Origin of the sequence: Cloacibacillus sp. (assembly GCF_020860125.1) — a bacterium.
Taxonomy (GTDB): domain Bacteria; phylum Synergistota; class Synergistia; order Synergistales; family Synergistaceae; genus Cloacibacillus.
In genome coordinates, this window is record NZ_JAJBUX010000125.1 from 16635 (window position 1) to 34425 (window position 17791).

At 54.2% G+C, this 17791-nt stretch carries 16 protein-coding genes; 8 read left to right on the plus strand and 8 right to left on the minus strand.

All coding sequences use genetic code 11. The annotated features are described in order from the left end of the window. Positions 1–160: 160 nt before the first annotated feature. Positions 161–322: a hypothetical protein gene (locus tag LIO98_RS15295; protein ID WP_291959038.1), complete on the minus strand. Its 162-nt coding sequence runs from the start codon at positions 320–322 to the stop codon at positions 161–163. An 80-nt stretch (positions 323–402) separates the two neighbouring features. Between LIO98_RS15295 and LIO98_RS15300 the strand changes: the two genes are divergently transcribed. The 8 genes from LIO98_RS15300 (at position 403) to LIO98_RS15335 (ending at position 10765) form a co-directional block, all read left to right on the plus strand. Next, on the plus strand, positions 403–1539 hold the full coding sequence (locus LIO98_RS15300) for an alanine--glyoxylate aminotransferase family protein (RefSeq protein ID WP_291959040.1): 1137 nt from the start codon (positions 403–405) through the stop codon (positions 1537–1539). Positions 1540–1557: 18 nt separating this feature from the next. Continuing rightward, positions 1558–3204: a phosphoglycerate dehydrogenase gene (gene serA / locus LIO98_RS15305; protein ID WP_291959041.1), complete on the plus strand. Its 1647-nt coding sequence runs from the start codon at positions 1558–1560 to the stop codon at positions 3202–3204. 3 nt (positions 3205–3207) lie between these two features. Then, positions 3208–3852: a histidine phosphatase family protein gene (locus LIO98_RS15310; RefSeq protein ID WP_291959043.1), complete on the plus strand. Its 645-nt coding sequence runs from the start codon at positions 3208–3210 to the stop codon at positions 3850–3852. Between the two features lie 332 nt (positions 3853–4184). After that, positions 4185–5348 carry an ADP-ribosylglycohydrolase family protein gene (locus LIO98_RS15315; RefSeq protein ID WP_291959045.1) on the plus strand — a complete coding sequence of 388 codons (1164 nt, stop codon included), beginning with the start codon at positions 4185–4187 and terminating at the stop codon, positions 5346–5348. 531 nt (positions 5349–5879) lie between these two features. After that, entirely contained in the window at positions 5880–6752 is an 873-nt protein-coding gene (locus tag LIO98_RS15320) for a radical SAM protein (RefSeq protein ID WP_291959047.1), read from the plus strand. A 235-nt stretch (positions 6753–6987) separates the two neighbouring features. Further along, positions 6988–7407 (plus strand): rhodanese-like domain-containing protein, encoded by a 420-nt coding sequence (locus LIO98_RS15325; RefSeq protein ID WP_084002333.1) that lies wholly within the window; start codon positions 6988–6990, stop codon positions 7405–7407. Between the two features lie 167 nt (positions 7408–7574). Beyond that, on the plus strand, positions 7575–8108 hold the full coding sequence (gene rbr, locus LIO98_RS15330; protein ID WP_066744639.1) for a rubrerythrin: 534 nt from the start codon (positions 7575–7577) through the stop codon (positions 8106–8108). Between the two features lie 494 nt (positions 8109–8602). Beyond that, positions 8603–10765, plus strand: a complete 2163-nt coding sequence (locus tag LIO98_RS15335; protein WP_291959059.1) for a sensor domain-containing phosphodiesterase — start codon at positions 8603–8605, stop codon at positions 10763–10765. Between the two features lie 35 nt (positions 10766–10800). On the opposite strand, the gene LIO98_RS15340 is transcribed toward LIO98_RS15335, so the two are convergent. The 7 genes from LIO98_RS15340 to LIO98_RS15370 all read right to left on the minus strand — a co-directional run. Continuing rightward, entirely contained in the window at positions 10801–11670 is an 870-nt protein-coding gene (locus LIO98_RS15340) for a hypothetical protein (protein WP_291959060.1), read from the minus strand. Positions 11671–11695: 25 nt separating this feature from the next. After that, on the minus strand, positions 11696–11908 hold the full coding sequence (locus LIO98_RS15345; protein WP_291959062.1) for a hypothetical protein: 213 nt from the start codon (positions 11906–11908) through the stop codon (positions 11696–11698). Positions 11909–11959: 51 nt separating this feature from the next. Continuing rightward, positions 11960–12358 (minus strand): response regulator, encoded by a 399-nt coding sequence (locus LIO98_RS15350; protein WP_291959071.1) that lies wholly within the window; start codon positions 12356–12358, stop codon positions 11960–11962. An 80-nt stretch (positions 12359–12438) separates the two neighbouring features. After that, on the minus strand, positions 12439–15447 hold the full coding sequence (locus LIO98_RS15355) for a diguanylate cyclase (protein ID WP_291959063.1): 3009 nt from the start codon (positions 15445–15447) through the stop codon (positions 12439–12441). Between the two features lie 253 nt (positions 15448–15700). Beyond that, positions 15701–16606, minus strand: coding sequence for a PhzF family isomerase (locus LIO98_RS15360; protein WP_291959065.1), 906 nt, complete (start codon positions 16604–16606; stop codon positions 15701–15703). 171 nt (positions 16607–16777) lie between these two features. Next, complete coding sequence (locus tag LIO98_RS15365) at positions 16778–16906, minus strand: hypothetical protein (protein ID WP_291959067.1); 129 nt, start codon at positions 16904–16906, stop codon at positions 16778–16780. Between the two features lie 253 nt (positions 16907–17159). Further along, positions 17160–17791: cyclodeaminase/cyclohydrolase family protein (locus LIO98_RS15370; RefSeq protein WP_291959069.1), on the minus strand; the 632-nt coding region annotated here is incomplete at its 5' end.

Consider the following 17791-nt stretch of genomic DNA (forward strand, 5'->3'; position numbering starts at 1 on the left):
CTTGACCCGGAGTCCAGCGTCCCTAGGTTTTGCTTTTGTTTTGTCGGCGTTACGCCGCTGTCTCCGGCGTGGAATGCCGTTTTTGCCGCCGGTAAAAATTCCTCGGCGGATAGGGGCATTAAGTATTGACATTAAGAAAAGTTAGGCGTATAAACGTAAGCTAATTAAACTTTGAGTCAAAGGAGAAGGCAAATGAGATATAAAACTTTTTCAGCATCGATATCGTGTTCGTCTCTCTCCTCCGGCCTTTCGTCGTGCGGCTGGTCGTCGTCGCTGTGCCGTTCTCAAAGCGAATAACCTTGATGCTGTAAAGTATATCCAAGCAAATAGTCCGGGTAGCGTTTTGAGATCGAAGGGTGTTCTTTCGGTCTTTTTTTATTTTATGAACTGGAGGTCTTATCGTTGAAGAAAAAATATCTGCTCACCCCCGGGCCGGTGGAAACGCCTCGGAGTGTCCTGGAGGCCGCTTCGCGGCCGCTGATCAGCCACCGGTGCGGCGAGTTTTCGGAGCTTTTTAAGGGTATATCGCGCAAGCTGGGCCGCCTGCTCGAGAGCGGGCAGCCTGTGGTGATACTCCCCTCTTCGGGGACGGGCGCGCTCGAATGCGCCGCCGTGAATTTCCTGCGCCCCGGCGACGTCTTTATCTCGCTCTCCTGCGGCGTCTTCGGCGACCGTTTCTGGGAGATCGCCGCGCGCACGGGGGCCCGCGGGATATATGTGGACACGGAGCCCGGCAGTGCGCCGACTCCGGAAGCAGCGGCGACCGCGCTGCGCGAGAATCCCGGCGTACGCGCGCTGCTGATTACCCACAACGAGACCTCGACCGGCGTCACGGTGCCGGTGAGGGAGATAATAGCGGCGCTTCCCGTCGAGGGCCGCCCGCTGGTATTGGCCGACGGCGTGAGCTCCGTCGGGACGATCGAATGTCTGCCCGAAAGCTGGGGGGTGGACGTGCTCTGCACCGCCTCGCAGAAGGGGCTGATGACCCCTCCGGGGCTCGGCCTGGTATGGCTGTCGAAGCGGGCGCTTGACGAGCTCGAGGGCCGCGAATGTCCCAGTTATTATTTTGATTTGAAGCTTCATCTGAAAAATATGAAGCCGGACTCTTACGCCAACCCCTACACGCCGCCGGTATCGCTCTATTACGCGCTCGACGCGGCGCTGGATATCATCCTCGACGAGGGCGCGCCCGCGTGGTTCGCGAAGCGCCGCCGGTATGCGGAGGCCTTCGCGGCGGCCCTTGAGGAGCTCGGCTATGAGCTGCTGGTCAGGGACAGGCATCTGCGCTCCGCCGGTGTCACCGCCTTCTCCGCGCCTGGAGGCGCGAGCGAGGCGGTGAGAAAGCGCCTCTCCGCCGCCGGTTTTGAGACGGCGGGCGGCCAGGGGGCACTGAAGGGAAAGCTGATCCGCGCCGCGCATTACAGCGACTGGGAGATGCCGGAGATGGAGGATATTCTGCGTGCCTTCGCGGAGGCTATCGGCAATAATTGCGATGATAGATACTTAGAAACTGCCCGAAATATTTTTGAAAATAGATAAAGGATGGGAGATAGCGTGATGGATAATAAATGGAAGATATTGGTTACGGAGAAGGTCGGCGAGTCAGGGCTTGATATTTTCAGGAACGCGCCCGATGTGGAGCTCGACGTGGAGATGGGGCTCACGGAGGACGAGCTGATCGCGAAGCTGCCCGGTTATGACGGGATCTTGACGCGCAGCGGCACGACGATGGATGAGAAGAAGATCGAGGCCGGAAGGAATCTCAAGGTTATCGGCCGCGCGGGGGTCGGCGTGGACAATATCGACCTGCCCGCCGCGAGCCGCCACGGCATTATCGTCATCAACGCGCCGAGCGGCAACACTCTCGCGGCGACGGAGCTGACGATGGCCAATATGCTCGCCGTCGTGCGCCACGTGCCGCAGGCCTGCAGCTCGCTGCACCGCGGCAAATGGGACCGCAACCGTTTTACGGGCTGCCAGCTCAGCGGCAGGAAGCTTTTGATAATCGGCCTCGGGCGCATCGGCAGCGAGGTGGCGAAGCGCGCGCGGGCCTTTGATATGGAGATCATCGCCTATGACCCCTATATACCGCAGAAGAAGGCCGAGTCCCTCCATGTGGAGTTGGTGAGCGACCTTGAGGGGGCCGTCTCTCTCGCGGACGTCGTGACTATCCACACGCCGCTGACGGAGGAGACCACCAATATGATCGACGCCGATATGCTGCGCGCCTTCAAGCACGGCGCTTATCTCGTCAACTGCGCGCGCGGCGGCATTGTCGACGAGGCGGCGGTGGCCGAAGCGGTGCGCGAGGGGCGGCTCTCAGGCTTCGCGACTGACGTGTTCAGCGCCGAGCCGCTGGCGAAAGATCACCCATTCCTCGCGGAGGATATCGCCGAGAGGATCGTCATCACGCCGCATATTGGTGCTAATACTCTGGAGGCGCAGTCCGAGGTCTCGCGCATCGCGGCGCAGAATATGCTGATGGTGCTTCGCGGCGAGCCCTATGCCCACGCGGTGAATCTTCCCTTTATAGAGCAGACGCTGAACGGCGACCAGCGGATGTATCTGAGCCTCTCACGCAAGCTCGGCGTGCTCGCGGCCAAGCTCGCTCAGGTGCGCGGCGCCGCCGCCCACAACTGCCATGTCACGCTGCGCGGCGCGCTCTTTGAGGATGAGGAGAAGCGCGTCGCAAACCAGCTGCGCCCTTACACGATCGCCGTCCTCAAGGGGATGCTCGAGGTGAGCATAGGTTCTTCCGTCACTTACATGATCGCCCCGCTGCTCGCGAAGGACCGCCGCATTTCGATAGACGAGAGCTGCGGCGAGTCAAAGACCTACAAGAATACCATCGAGGTGGAGCTGGAGACGGAGAAGGGAGCGGTCTCCCTGCTGGCGACGATCACGGAGGAGGGACGCCAGCGCATCGTGCGCGTTAATGACTATTGGGTGGATTTCGTGCCGAGCGGCAAGCTGCTCATCTTCCAGAACCACGACCGTCCCGGCGTCATCGGCAAGATCGGCAGCGTCCTCGGCGAGGCGGGGGTCAATATCGCGAACTTCGCCCTTGGCCGCAAGGAGGGCAGCGGCCTCGCGCTCGGCGCTCTGGAGATAGACGGAGAGACTGACGACCGTCTGCGCGGTGAGCTCGTGAAGAGCGGCGATATGGTCTGGGTGACGACGGTTGATTTTACGAAGGCGGGATAGTTTATGAGATTTTTTGTAATAAGGCACGGAGAGACGGCCTGGAACGTCGCGGGACGTTTTCAGGGCCAGCAGGATACGGAGCTCAACGATAAGGGACTGGCGCAGGCCGATCTGCTTGGCGACCGTCTGGCCGGACATAGGTTCGAGGCGGTGCTGACAAGTCCCCTCGCGCGCGCGAAGGTGACGGCTGAACGCGCCGCGTCGCGCTGTGAGTACGGCGAGTTTTTAACGGTGGGGGCGCTGACGGAGATCAACCACGGTGACTGGGAGGGGCGTCTCGCCGACGAGATCGCGGCGGAGTGGCCCGAGGAGCTCCACCGCTGGCATGTGTCACCCGAGACGGTGACGATGCCAGGCCCCGGCGGAGAGAATCTTGAGGATATCCTGCGCCGCGCCGTCCCCGCGGTGGAGGCGGCGGCGAAAAGGTATGAGGGCGACGTGCTGCTGGCCTCGCACGACGCGGTAATCAAGGTGCTGCTGTGCTATTGGCTCGGCGCGCCGCTCGCGAGTTTTTTCCGCTTTCAGGTCCCTAACTGCAGTATAACTGTCATCGAGGTGAAGGAGGGCTCCGCGCCGCGGATGCTTCTGATGGGAGACGCCGCGCATCTGGGGGATAGCTTTGAACGCCCAGAGCAGAAAGGTCTGTAAATCGGCGTTTATACGCGCCGCTGACTTAGCTCAACAAGGCCGGAAAATCCTCGACGCACCGAAGTGCGCCTGCGGTTTTCCGGCCTTATTTCGCGTCGTCATCAACACGTCTAAACGCCGATTTCCTTCGGGTGGGAAAAGAGATAAACAGCGAGCAAACGGCAGCCTGGCTCCGATAGGCTGAAAGATAAATAGCTGTCTTTTGTCTTTGTCCATTGTTGATTTTTAGTGGGTTTGTCATGTATGATTTGCTGAGGGTGGAATCTAATCCACGCTTACGTAGTATAATATATGTCATTGTGGAATTTTTATGTAAGTGAGTGATGATATAGATGTTAGGCGCGCTGATTGGCGATATCATGGGCTCCGTCTTTGAGCGGGCCCCGCACAAGTCCAAAGAATTTGATTTTATCTCGGAGAGAAGCCGTTTCACGGACGATTCCATGCTCACCGTCGCGACGGCGGACGCACTTCTCCACGGCTACGGCTATATGCCGGTCTTTAAGTATTGGGGGCGTTCTTATCCGAACGCCGGATATGGGCAGAAGTTTTACCGCTGGTGCCTCTCCGACAACGACGAAACGGGAGAGAGCTACGGCAACGGCTCCGCGATGCGGGTCTCCCCCATCGGCTGGGCCTTTGACAGCCTTGACGAGGTGTTGGAGGAGGCTAAAAGGAGCGCGGCTCCGAGCCACAACCACCCGGAGGGCCTCAAAGGAGCGGGCGCCGTCGCCGCCGCCGTCTTTCTCGCGCGCGGCGGAAAGAGCAAAGATGAGATAAGGGATTATATCGCCGGGGAGTTCGGCTATGACCTGAACCGCCCGCTGGAGGCGATCCGTCCTGAATACACCTTTGATTCATCCTGTCAGGGCAGCGTGCCGGAGGCGATCATCGCCTTTCTGGAATCGGAGGACTTCGAGGACGCGCTCTGCAACGCCGTCTCGCTCGGGGGCGACTCCGATACGCAGGCCTGCATCGCGGGAGCGATCGCCGAGGCCTTTTACGGCCCCGTCTCGAAGCGCTGGGTGACGATGCTCAACATTCTTTTGCCGCAGGAGGCGCTGCGGGTCGTCGACGCGTTTAATAAGAAGTATCTTGATTCCTGCTATAATTTCTTCTGCTGCGGTCAGGAGAGCGCGGAGGGCCGCCCCTCGGAGAACGGCATGCCCTATGAACTGCTGAATCTGAACCCAGGAAGCTGCCGCTGGTGGGTGAAGGAGCTTGGAATGCAGGACGAAGTCTGGGCCTTTGTGACGGAGTCCGAGATCCCACGCGAGGCGAGCGTCTATTTCTCGACCGACACGCCTGTGATATTCGATCAGCTCTGCTTTAAATCATTTGAGGACGCCTTCATCGCGCTCAACAGGAATGGCTTCGACCTCTATTTTGAGAACTACGCGGAGGGCAGCGGACCGGGTTACTACACCTCCGCGCCGCGTGGACGCTTCCGTATCGAGCCGCACCCGCTGTTTTCCTCCGGTAAGCACTGGATATAATAAAAAAACAGAAGAAGAACCGGCGTTTATAAAAATTGGCGCGAATTAAGCGCCGTATGCTTCATAAGCCTATAGCGCTTATGTGCGCCGGTTTTATTATTATGTGAAAATCTCAGAGCCTGTTTACGTTCTTTGTGTGAGTATGATAAATAGCGGTTTAGCTTTTGATATAGTAAAAAAACAATAGGTAACGGCTGTTTACCATTGTTTTGTCACACCGGCCTCCGAGCCGGTGTTCAGCGGCGTTGCCATATTTTTCCGCACCTCGTAAGGCAAAAACAAAACCCCACGCCGCTGGATGCCGGGTCAAGCTCGGCATGACAAACAAAAACAAAACTAAATTGCTATTTATCTTCTTTTCGACCTTTGCCGACGCATTTACCTGTCTCTTTTTATAAGAAAAAGCCTCCCATCAGCATTTGACATAAGAATATCCGGGTATTAAAATCTTAGTTAATATTATACGATATGTTTGCTTTATATTAATAAAACATACAAGTAATTCTATGCTGAAGAGGGGCGGTGCGTCGGATGCACAGCGTGTGGGTGAAGGGATTATTGTCGGCGAAAAACGGGATGAATCTCTACCGGGGCTGCTCTCACGGCTGTATATACTGCGACTCGCGCAGCCGTTGTTACCGCATGGAGCATGATTTTGAGGATATCGAGATCAAGGAGAACGCCATAGAGCTGCTTGAGGCGGCGCTCCGGCGCAGAAGGCAAAAGTGTATGATCGGGACGGGTTCTATGACTGACCCCTATATTCCGCTTGAGATGGAGACGGGCAACGTCAGGCGCGCGCTCTCCCTGATCTATCGGTACGGTTTCGGCTTTACCGTCATCACCAAATCGGCCCGTCTGCTGCGTGACCTGGATCTGCTGAAGAAGATAAACGAGCGAAGCAAGTGCGTGGTGCAGATGACGCTCACCACCGGCGACGAGGAGCTCTGCCGGAAAATCGAGCCGAACGTGAGCACCACGAAGGAACGCTTCGAGGCGCTAAAACAGCTGCGCGAAGCCGGGATACCCACCGTCGTCTGGCTCTCCCTCATCCTGCCGTTTATCAACGACACGGAGGAGAATATCTCCGCCATACTGGATTACTGCGCGGAGGCGAGGGTCCGCGGCGTCATCTGTTTCGGTATGGGGCTGACTCTGCGCGAGGGAAACAGGGAATACTTCTACAGCCGCCTGGAACAGTATTTCCCCGGTATGAAGGAGCGGTATGCTGAAAAATACGGCGGCCGCTATGTGGTCACCAGCCCAAACAACGGCGGGCTTATGCGGCTCTTTCATGAGAGATGTGCCGCCCACGGTATCATGCATGACAACAGCCGCATATTTGAATATTTGAGTACCTTTGAGGAAAAGGCCTTCGGCAGGCAGTTAAGTCTCTTCGATTAAAATCTCCGTACGCGCCTCTATCGATAACTTTCTGCTTTAAAGGGTGAATATACGGAGTTTTTGATAATTTTCCGTATAAATAAGGGGTGTTGCCGCCGTATTATATGCAAATGGCGTAGAAAACAAAGTTTTTACGGAGTACCTTATTAGATAAAACTACCTGTATCTATCAATCCTCCTGCTGTATAAATATAAGCAATGCAAGAAACATAAAATAAACGGAGGATTTACACAAATGAAAAAGTTTGCATCACTGTTAACGGTTATTTTAGCGGCTGTTGTTATGATGGGAGCCACCCAGGCGGCTAAAGCGGAGGCGGCGGCGTACCCGCTGAAGAAGATCTCCCCGCAGGAGGTTGCGGTGCTTCTTGAGACGCAGCGCCCGATAGCGATCATCGACGTCCGCAGCCTTCCCGACTTCAAGGCCGGTCACATCCCCACGGCGGAATCACTTCCCTTTGAATTGATGATGGATGCCATGACGCATACAATGATCCCCGATGTGAACAAGGTCATCGTGGTCTACGGCGCGAACGACAAGATGAGCAAGGAGGCCGGACAGAAGCTCTGCGATTTCGGCTACAAGAACGTTTACTACATGCCCACCTTCACGGAATGGGTCGGCGAGATAGTGGTCATCGGACCGGCGAAGTAGTCTTTCCCATACTGATCGGCGGACCTCCCCCGCGGGAGGTGCGCGTTTTTTGACCGGGTGGCAAATGTGGGCGGCGCTTGATTTTTTTTTATTTATTTTTTTTTGTTATTTTCAGAGTGGTTATAAAATAATATCTGTGTAACATTATATATTTGGGAGGAATCGTTTTGGAACTTAAGGGAAGCAAGACGGAGAAAAACCTTTGGGAGGCGTTTGCCGGAGAATCGATGGCGCGCAACAAGTACACCTATTTCGCCTCCGCCGCGAAAAAGGCCGGATATGAGCAGATAGCGGCGATATTCCAGGAGACGGCCGACAATGAAAAGGAGCACGCGAAGCTTCACTTCAAGGCCCTTTCCGGAATCGGCGACACGCTTGCCAACCTTCTTGCCGCCGCGGCCGGTGAGAACGGCGAGTGGACCGAGATGTATCCGCGCATGGCGAAAGAGGCGCATGAAGAGGGCTTCGAGGAGCTTGCCACGATGTTCGAGAACATCGCCAAGGTCGAGGCCGTACACGAGAAGCGTTACCGCGAACTTGCGAAAAACGTTGAGGACGGAACCGTATTCGCGAAGGGCGGCAAGCTCTTCTGGAAGTGCCGCAACTGCGGCGCGGTCTTCGAACTCGACAAGGCCCCCGAGAAGTGCCCCGTGTGCCAGCATCCGCAGGCTTATTTCGAGATCGAGGCGAGAAACTGGTAGATAAATTTTAACAGACGGAGATAATCCTAAATGGCGCGCGGAGCTTTACCTCCGCGCGCTTTTTCGTTATCAGCCGCAGTTTCATCTCCCGGGCGACCTTTTCTTATTTTTTATGCTGCGATGGACGTTCTGCCAAATTTATTATCAGCAGGCATAAAACGCCATAATATATATTTTCGTCTATTCTCGCTTTGAAGACGATGAGATGTAGATATATTTCACTTAAAGTAAACTATTTGAAACCTTGATAAAAAGGTATATAGATGCTATATTTCACTTGTTTAGCTATATTTTGTATCATGGTGATTATTGTACAGAGTAAAAATGCTTATTATAAAGAAGTTATATTTACGGCTTTTAGCCCGAAACCTCGTTAACAGACGGGGATATGGGTATGTGTTCAAAGGCTGGGATGAAAGATTGGCATAAGGGTCGCCACTGCCATTTTTACCGTTTATGTAGTCTGGACTATTCAGGCTTAGGAGGAAAATGGATTGGATTACAATAGGTACGCCTCAATAATCATTGAACAGCAGGATACTATCTGCTATATCTGCGATATAGATACGTATGAGCTGATGTACATCAGCCCCGCCGGCTGCAGGCTCGTTGGTGTGGCTTCAGATGCCGGCTGGCTGGGGCATAAATGCTATAAGCTTATTCAGGGGCGTGACGCCCCCTGCCCATTCTGCACAAATTCAAAGCTCCGGCAGGGGGAAAAATACTGCTGGGAGTTTTTCAACCCCAATCTCCAACGATATGTGGCGTTAGAGGATACGCTCGTGGATATCGACGGCAAGCTTTGCCGGTTGGAGATGGCGACGGATATCACGGACCAGAAGATGGCCATCCATGAGCTTAAAAATCAGCTGACTGCCGAGGAGGCATTGGTACACTGCATCCAGACGCTGACGCTTGAAAGCGATATGAAGCTCGCGATAGACAGGCTGCTGGAGAACATCTGTAAATTTTACGCCGGATCCCGCGCCTATATCTTTGAATATGAATTTGACAAGAAGATAATCAAAAATACCTACGAATGGTGCGCCGAAGGCGTCAGCCGCGAGATCGATAACCTTCAGGATATCCCTATCGAGTATATCGCCGGCTGGAACAGGATGTTTGCGGATAGAGGGGAATTTTTCATCACCTCGTTAAGGGGAGATCTGGACCATAATTCCGAGGAGTATCGTATTCTTGACGCGCAGGGCATAAAGAGCCTGATCACGGCGCCTCTGCTGAAAGGTGAAAAGATAATCGGGTTTCTGGGGGTGGACGACCCCACCGTAAATACTGACGATAAAAGCCTTCTGCGTTCCGTGACCTGTTTTGCCCTCGCGGATATTGAGAAGCGGCGGCTGCTCAAACAGCTGGAATATATGAGTTATAACGACGCGCTCACCGGCCTGCAAAACCGTAATAAGTATATCGATGTCCTGCAAAGCTACAGTGAACGGCAGCCCGAGAGGCTGGGGATTTTATTTCTGGACCTCAACGGCATGAAGGCGGCGAACGACTCCTACGGACACGCCTACGGCGACTATCTGCTCTCGCACGCCGCCGAGATACTTCGCCGGAACATGGGGGACAACTCTTTCCGCATAGGCGGCGACGAGTTCGTATCTCTCTGTGAGAATATCTCCAAAGAGGAATTTGAGAAGAGGGTCGCCTCGCTTAGGCGGGAGGTCAGCGAGGATAAAGACTGCAACGCCGCCGTGGGGTTTGTCTGGAAGAGCGGAGATTTTTCCTTCAATGAAGGCGTCAGCTATGCGGAAAGGCTGATGTATTCTGAAAAACAGGATTACTACAGACATGTTCTCGACCACGGCAGGGAACGCAGGATCGGAGTTTCCGGCCAAGTCTGGGAGGAGATAGACAACGGCCGCTTCGTTGTCCATCTGCAGCCTGTCGTCGAGCTGGAAAGCGGAATGATAGTCGGCGCGGAGGCGTTGGTACGCAAGGTCGGCACGGAGGGACGGCTGATCGCTCCCGATAAGTTCATCTCCCAGTACGAGGTCGAGGGCGTAATCTGGCACGTGGATTTCTATGTATTTGAGACGGTCTGTTCAATGCTCAACCGCTGGCTTAAGTCGGGGATATCTTTAAAAGTGTCTGTCAATTTTTCCAGATATACCCTCATGAAACCGCGATTGGTGCCCGAACTCCTGTCTATCTGTGAAAGGCACGGCGTCTCGCCCAAAATGCTGAATATAGAGGTCACAGAAAGCATCAGCCAGGTGGACCGGGATCAGCTGGCGAAGATAGTGGACAACCTCAAGAGCGCGGGATTTTTAATCGTCCTTGATGATTTTGGCACAAAATATTCCAACCTCTCTATCCTGAGCGCCGTGGATTTCGACAGGGTCAAGCTTGATAAATCGCTGGTGGCTGACATAGAGGAGAATAGAAAGAGCCGCATGGTCGTAAAAGACATCCTCAGGATGTGCGGAGATTTTAAGGGTACGAAGCTGCTGGCCGAGGGAATCGAGACTGAGGGACAGCTGAGACTGCTCAACGGCTACCGATGCGATTACGGCCAGGGTTTTTATTTTTCCAAGCCTCTCCCTATAGAGGACTTTGAGCGGCTGTACCGCGAAGGCGCTTTTCTGCCGCGCATAGATTTGGGGGAACCGTCCGCGGTGTCTCCTAAAAAGTAGAATAAACGGCGCTGCGTGGACGGCCGTTTACTTTTTCATATTTTCGGCACGCCCCTTCTCCACTCGTGCCAGTTTCCAAGTATCTCTTTTACGAGCGGCGCCGTCGTCCGATAGTTGTTGACCACGCCGATCGCGAAGGCTCCGCTTGAAGCGGTCTTCTCCATGCCGTGCGGCATCTGGTCGAAGTCCGTTCCCGATCTTATTATGAGCAGCCTTTCAAGATGGTGGCTCTGTTTCAGGACGTAGGCGATAGCGTTGTCCTCCTCCTGCAAGATGCCGTACCTCCCTGCCTTGTGTTCACGGCAGAGTCGTTCGGCCTGTGCCGAGGTTTCGCCGCCGGTCTTTTTGGGGCTGACCGTCACCGAGGTGGCGGTAAATATGAAGGGGTCTGACTGGGCCGTCTTTGACGGGTAGCGGTCTCTGTGCTTTGCCGCTTTAGCGTTGTCTGTCAGCTTGGTGTCTTTGTTCAGCAGGAGCGACCATTTTATAAGATCTTCGTTGAGTCTGAAGAGGCTGCCGCTTTTGGCTACCATGATTTTTTTCTTGCCTTTTTTGACGGCGGCCGTCTTGTATTCGTGGTCGAGCACCCATTCGGCGATACATACGGAGCCGGTGGAGGCCGCCTGCGGCGGGACGCTGGCGCTGCCGGTGACTACGAAGTAGGCCTCGCCGAAGTCGAAGCGCGGGTCCTTAAGCAGCGCGGAGAGCGAGCCCATGGCGCCCTTTTTACCTTTGGCGATCGTAATGAAGGCAAGTCCGTCTTTAATATAGATATAGGAGTCAGTTCCCTTCACCCGGTAGTATTCCGCATTGGAAAAGTTTTTATCGTACCAGCGTTTTATCTCCAGTGAATATTTCAGCGGAACGCGGGCGATATCTTCGACGGTATATGTTGTAAGGATCACGACTTTTAGGGGAATTACCTCGGCCCTAGCCGGGGAAACGAAGAAAAGGCTCAGGTAAAACAGAAGGGTTATAATCAACACTTTTAATTTCATTAGCACCACCACGCAAAACCATTATCTGGTAATTTAGGGCATGATTATACCAGAAAACCGCCGGTTTATGATAAAAAATGTAAACGAAGCAAGGCAGGCACTTCAAATCAGGCAGGGCAGATTGTGGCCGGCCATAGTCCGCCATGATTTTTATGCCTCTGTATCGGGATGCTGACTGAATGGGAATATGGCGGCCTTACGAACCGCCCCTTCTCCCGCCCCGAAGTATCCAATCAACAGCCGCCCTTACCGCGGCGGGTGAAAACGGTTTGTGGATGATTTCCGCCGCCCCCATTGCGCAGACGCGGCTTTGGCATTCCAGCGTTTCGTCCGCGGTTATGACGACAACGGGAATCTTGCCGATGAGTCCCGCAGAGGTCATCTTTTTCATGACCTCGTACCCGTCAATAGGCGACATGACGATGTCAAGCAGCAGCACGGCGATCGCCTCCCCGTGCACAGCGAGCTGTTCAAGCGCCTTCACGCCGTCCTCGGCCTCAATGATTTCGAGGCTGTCGCGCGCGAGAATATTTTTCAGGATGATACGGTTGATCTCCTGATCGTCGACTACAAGGATTTTTTTATTCTCGGTCATGTCATTCACCAGCAACCTTTATCTTCACGCTTTAATCAGATATTTGCCGCGCCGTGCCGCGGCTTGAGGCTAAAAGGGCGCTATTTGCCGCCTCCGCGTCTTTCGCATATTATCTCCGATATCAGCCTGGCGATGAATACCAGCGCGTTGATCTGATCCTGGGTCCATAATCTGTGGATGACGCAGTCGTCGAAGCCGACAAAGCCCTTAAATTTCCCCTCTTCCGTGATCGAGACCTGCAGCGTCGACAATATTCCCTGCGCTCCCAGGAGCTCCCGAAGTTCTTTTGAGCAGTCTTCAAGATTAGGGCAGTAAAAAACCCCTTCTTCATTGAAATTTTTCCGGTAATCTCCGCCAAAATCCAGAATAGGTATATTCACTAACAGGGTTATCTGGGGCTCTATACCCTCGTTGCACCATTCGTACGTGTTATTGACATAGAGGCCGTCCTCAGTGGACTCAAATATATAGGCGCGGCTGACGTTGAACATTTTGCCTATTACATTGAGGATGAGATTCAGCGCCGAGTCAAAGCCGCCGCGCTCGCGCAGCGTGTCGAAGGTCAGCCGCAGCATATCGGAGGGATTGACGCCAAGCTGGTTTTCCGATTCGATGCTGCTGCCTGATGTCCGTGAGGATGCGTTGGACTCCCCCGTTTGGGGCGTTACCCCCATCCTGTCGCCGTATGCCACGTAGTTGTTTTTCCCGCTGCGTTTTGCCTGGTAGAGCGCTTGGTCGGCCTGGCTGAATAGGGACTGAAAATCATTCTCCTTCGATGTGGCGATGGCGACGCCGACGCTGCAGGAGAGGTTGCGGCTGTACATATTCTCGTGGAGTATGCCGCCGAAGGAGTCGAGTATCTGCTCCGCGTGCGAGTAGGCCGTCGCCGCACTGGGAATGTGGGGCATAAATACCATGAATTCATCGCCGCCTATCCGGGAGACTACGTCGCTGGAGCGGAATATCGCGCTGATATTCTCAGCCAGTTTGCTCAGTACCGCGTCCCCGAACATGTGGCCATAGCTGTCGTTCACATGCTTGAAATTGTCAACGTCGACGATGAACATGGCCCCCATATCTCCCGGCACCATCGTCTGGAGGTGACGTTCGACCTGTTCGCGTCCAGTATTCTTGTTATATAGCTTTGTCAGGGAATCTCTCTCGGCCTTTATCCTCAGCTCATAGGTCTGCCGCCTGTCGCTGTCGATGTCTATTATTACGCCGATGACCCTGAAGGGATTCCCCATCTCATCAAATAACGCCGTCGCCCTTACCCTGCCCCAGTGATAATTGCCCAAATCATCGGCGATGCGAAGCTCCTCTTCCATGTAGGCCGTGCCGGTGGACATAGCGTCGAGTATGCGCCTGACGGCCTGTACGTCGTCCGGGTGTACGTGCGGGTTCTCTTTTATTTTAACGCCGCTGCCGGCAGGCTGATAATCATATTTTTTGTACCAGTTGGGCGAGATGAAGAACTCGTCGCTCATTATGTCCCATTCAAAAATTATGTCGTTGCTCTGGTCGATGATTATTTTGTACCGTTCCAGAGAACGCAGCAGTATCTCCTCTCTCTCCTTTATCTTCGTGATGTCGATGAGGAGGCTGCTGTAGTATCTTACGCCGTCGCCGTCGACAAGGCTGACCGTCTTATCTAGCACCCAGACAAGCGTGCCTCCCTTTGCCATGACCCTGTATACAAGTTCAAAGGGAGAATCCGCGGTTATGTATTTTCTTAACGACGAAACCAGCCGCTGCCTGTCCGGCGGGTAGATCATCTCTAAATAGTGGTTGTGAAACCTTGAGGCGATATCCTCTTTCGTGTATTTAAACAGATCGAAAAAGCCGCAGCCAGTGTATATCAGCGTCAGATTGGCATCGTCGAGATATCTGTTGACCCCGATAAAATTTGAGGCGGCCCCGTTATCGTAGCCGAAGTCGTCGAAGAGTCTGGCCCCCTGAGCCATTTCTCGCTTTACCGCCGGGCATGGGTCGTTTGCAGGCCGCTCCGCAGCTGAAGCGGCGGAGGTATTGTCGGAATAGGCTTTGGATAATTCCGCGAATGTGTTTTTTACATTCTTGAAACAGGCCAGCAGCCTAGGCGAGAACGCGCCGCATTTTCCCCCGATTATCATGTCGCAGGCGCCGCTATGAGAGACGGCTTTCCGGTAGATCCTGTCGTTTGTCAGCGCGTCGTAACAATCTACCAGCCCGACCGCCTGGGCGTGTATTGGGATAGTGTCGCCCGTCAGCCCCTTGGGGTATCCTCTGCCATCCCAGCGCTCATGATGATAGAGGCAGATATCCATGGCATAGCGCATAAATCTGCGGTCGCAGTTTTCAGTGTTCTTGTTAAGGTTCGCAAGTATTTCATATCCCCGCTGCGCATGGGTCTTCATGATATCGAATTCCTGTGCCGTCAGTGGCCCAGGTTTGTTTAAAATCGCCTCGGGAACGGCGGATTTGCCGATGTCATGCAGAGAGGCGGCCTCCGCGATCAGGAGGATACGGTTATCGTTGATACCGTATTCGGGATAACGCCGCGCGACCTCTTCAAGGAGCGTCTGGGTAAAGAGCTGCATGCGCTTTATGTGCCGCCCCGACTCAAGGTTGTTATATTCCATCATAGATCTCAGACCATCCAAGATAGGCTGTTTGTACCGATGAAATTCCTTTGTTTGCTGTCTGATTATGTCGCAGAAAGCCTCCCTGCTCCTGCTGGCGTCGGTGATATTTTTGATCCGCTGCCGGAGAATCTCGGCGGCAATCGGTTTTATCATCACATCGCAGATGCCGAAATCGAAGGCCATAAGCTTGAGCTCGACAGAATCTTTGTCAGCTATGACCACTGCCGGTATCTTTGCGGAAACCGCGTATCGGGCGGCATCTTTCGCAAAGGTGAAAAAATCTATTTCGTCTGCGGCAACCACGAAAATTACCGCGGCAACGCCCTCTCCCTCCGATTTAACGACAGAGAGCGCCTCGTCGCTGTCCGCCGCTTCAAGTGCCGTCCATTTATCCGAGGAGAGAATCTCTTTGATGGCGGCCCTTTCATCTTCCAGAGGGCTGATAATGAGGAGCTTATTTCTCATAGGCATCCTTTCTCCATTGTTTCGCGGTATAACTATCGCCGTGGTCAAACAACGGCCGCGAAATGCAATGTGTCCCTATATGCCTCAGCATACAGGGACATTTATAAATATTTTTATGTATTATACTACCTGCATCAGTATATTCGATGAAAATAACCATTGGCGATGACGGACGAAATTACCGGCGGGTGTGTTGTAAGCGTCGTTTCTCTTCGCCGTTGGCCGCTTCGCCCCTTTACGAATAAACGGGAGACTACAGCTCGATTTCTGTTTTAAAGGCAGTGACCGCCTCTCCAGTAATCTGTACAAGGGCGGGCCGGCCGTCTGTAATTTTCACATTCACCCTCATGCCGCCGTCACGTTTGATCGCCTCGCCCTGCCGGATGGAAAAGGAGAGTTCGTCTTCCGACTGCAGCACTTTGCATATGCCAAAGTGCACAAGGTAAATTCCCAGAGGGCCGTTGGCGTTGCCCGTGACGGGGTCCTCCGAAATGCCGATAGCTGGCGCGAACATACGTCCGTGAACCAGCACGTCGTCCTCGGTATTTAATGTAAAAACATAATAGCCGCCGCACCCGACCTCGGCGCTGATCGCGGCAAGCGTCCCCATGTCAGGTTTAAGTCCGTGCAGCCGTGTTTCAGATTTTATTCCGACCATGATCTTGGAATGGCCCGCCGAGGCGACGGCAACGGGGCAGTCCTCCCTTATTTCGTTTTCCTCTAAACCGAGCGCCGCGGCTATCCTTTTCACAATAGGCGGCTCAAAAGGCATGCCTACCTCCGGCGTCCCCTGGGTCATAACTATGGAGTAATCTTCATCCTCCCGTATGATCTCCACGGGTAAAATGCCCGCCTTCGTCTTTTGCAGCACTTGGCCGGAGACCGCTTCTCCCTCTATCGCCCTAACATAATGCGCCGCGATCGTCGCATGCCCGCAGAGCGGCACCTCTGTTGTCGGCGTAAAGAAGCGCACCTCCACATCGTATTCCGGCGAAGCTGAGGAAAAAATAAATGCCGTTTCGGAATTGTTCATTTCGCGCGCTATCCTCTGCATCTGTTCCTCCGTAAGGCCATCGGCGTTAGGTACAACGCCGGCCGGGTTTCCGTGAAATCTATCCCGTGTAAATGAATCTATCTGATAAATTCGGTAAGTCTTCATGGCTCTCCTCCTTCGCTTCCGCTTTGCCTGGCTGCTTATTATCGCCGGTATTTTATTATAGCCTGAAATGCAGCAGGTAAAGGGTTTGGCACATCCTGAACGTATAGCAAACACATCAATTATGTTCAGAGGTGGTAAACAGCGGTCTTCTGCGGGTGGGAAGTAGATAAATTACGATTTACCAAAGATTTTGGCGCCCTCTTCGAGGGAGCTCCCCGCGAAGCGGGGTGAGGGAGAGTTGACCTTCGGTTCTCCCGCGGCTTTCGCCGCGGGCTCTGTATGGCGCGCTTTCCGCGCCATACAGAGCAACACTCCTTCCGTCAGCCGCCAAAAACGGGCGGCCGACACCTCCCTCAGAGAGGGAGGCTACAAGAACAAAAATCGCAATTTATCTTTTTCCCAACCAAAGCTGAATCGTTATTTATATCCTTGCTGCCCCCGAACGAGGCCGACGCTCAGCGGAGTACTCCTGTAACACAAAAAGGTCCGTGTCTTGGAATATCCAAAACACGGACCTTATACAGCCGAAAATGTACCGGACGGGGGGGCTGTTCTAGCCGAGAGCCTCTTCCATCTTCGCCGCCGTCTTCGCGGAATAGCCGGCGATCTCTTCGAGGGCTTTCGCCATTCTCATGCGGCATTCCGCGGCGAAGACCTCGTCTTTTACTCCGGGAAGGTTGATGCGCACATTGTAGGAGGCCGCCTTGCCCGCCGCGTCGGCCAGCAGGGCCGCGCTGCCCGCGTCGCTGGCCGCGTTGGGATTTCCGAAAGAGGCCGCTTCACAGGCGAGCCTTGCCGCCACCGCGCAGGCTTCAAGGGTGCGCAGCGGTACGTCGGTGGCAGTTTTGGAGGCCTCGGCCATCGCCGCCCTGCGCTCTGCCTTCTGCTCGTCCGTATCTTTGGGCATCTTCATCGCCGCCATAAAGACGTTGAAGGATTCCGTATCGTCGTTCATCAGCTTGACGAACGAGGCGCGCAGAATCTCGCTCTCCTTGAAAACCTTCTCCATCGCCGCCCAGTTGTCTTTATATTTTTCTTTGCCGACCGTGAGGCTGCCCACCATCGAGGTGAGGCCGGAGGCCAGCGAACCGCAGAGCGCGGCGACGCTGCCGCCGCCGGGGGCCGGTGAGTTTGAGGCAAGTTCGTCTATGAATGCGCCGACTGTCATTTCTTCAAATTTCATAT

Bases quoted from the DNA above. Each gene is read 5' to 3' on its own strand.
- serA (WP_291959041.1), top strand. From the start codon at position 1,558: ATGGATAATAAATGGAAGATATTGGTTACGGAGAAGGTCGGCGAGTCA.
- LIO98_RS15310 (WP_291959043.1), top strand. From the start codon at position 3,208: ATGAGATTTTTTGTAATAAGGCACGGAGAGACGGCCTGGAACGTCGCG.
- LIO98_RS15315 (WP_291959045.1), top strand. From the start codon at position 4,185: ATGTTAGGCGCGCTGATTGGCGATATCATGGGCTCCGTCTTTGAGCGG.
- LIO98_RS15320 (WP_291959047.1), top strand. From the start codon at position 5,880: ATGCACAGCGTGTGGGTGAAGGGATTATTGTCGGCGAAAAACGGGATG.
- LIO98_RS15325 (WP_084002333.1), top strand. From the start codon at position 6,988: ATGAAAAAGTTTGCATCACTGTTAACGGTTATTTTAGCGGCTGTTGTT.
- LIO98_RS15345 (WP_291959062.1), bottom strand. From the start codon at position 11,908: ATGGCGGACTATGGCCGGCCACAATCTGCCCTGCCTGATTTGAAGTGC.
- LIO98_RS15350 (WP_291959071.1), bottom strand. From the start codon at position 12,358: ATGACCGAGAATAAAAAAATCCTTGTAGTCGACGATCAGGAGATCAAC.
- LIO98_RS15355 (WP_291959063.1), bottom strand. From the start codon at position 15,447: ATGAGAAATAAGCTCCTCATTATCAGCCCTCTGGAAGATGAAAGGGCC.
- LIO98_RS15360 (WP_291959065.1), bottom strand. From the start codon at position 16,606: ATGAAGACTTACCGAATTTATCAGATAGATTCATTTACACGGGATAGA.
- LIO98_RS15365 (WP_291959067.1), bottom strand. From the start codon at position 16,906: ATGGCGCGGAAAGCGCGCCATACAGAGCCCGCGGCGAAAGCCGCGGGA.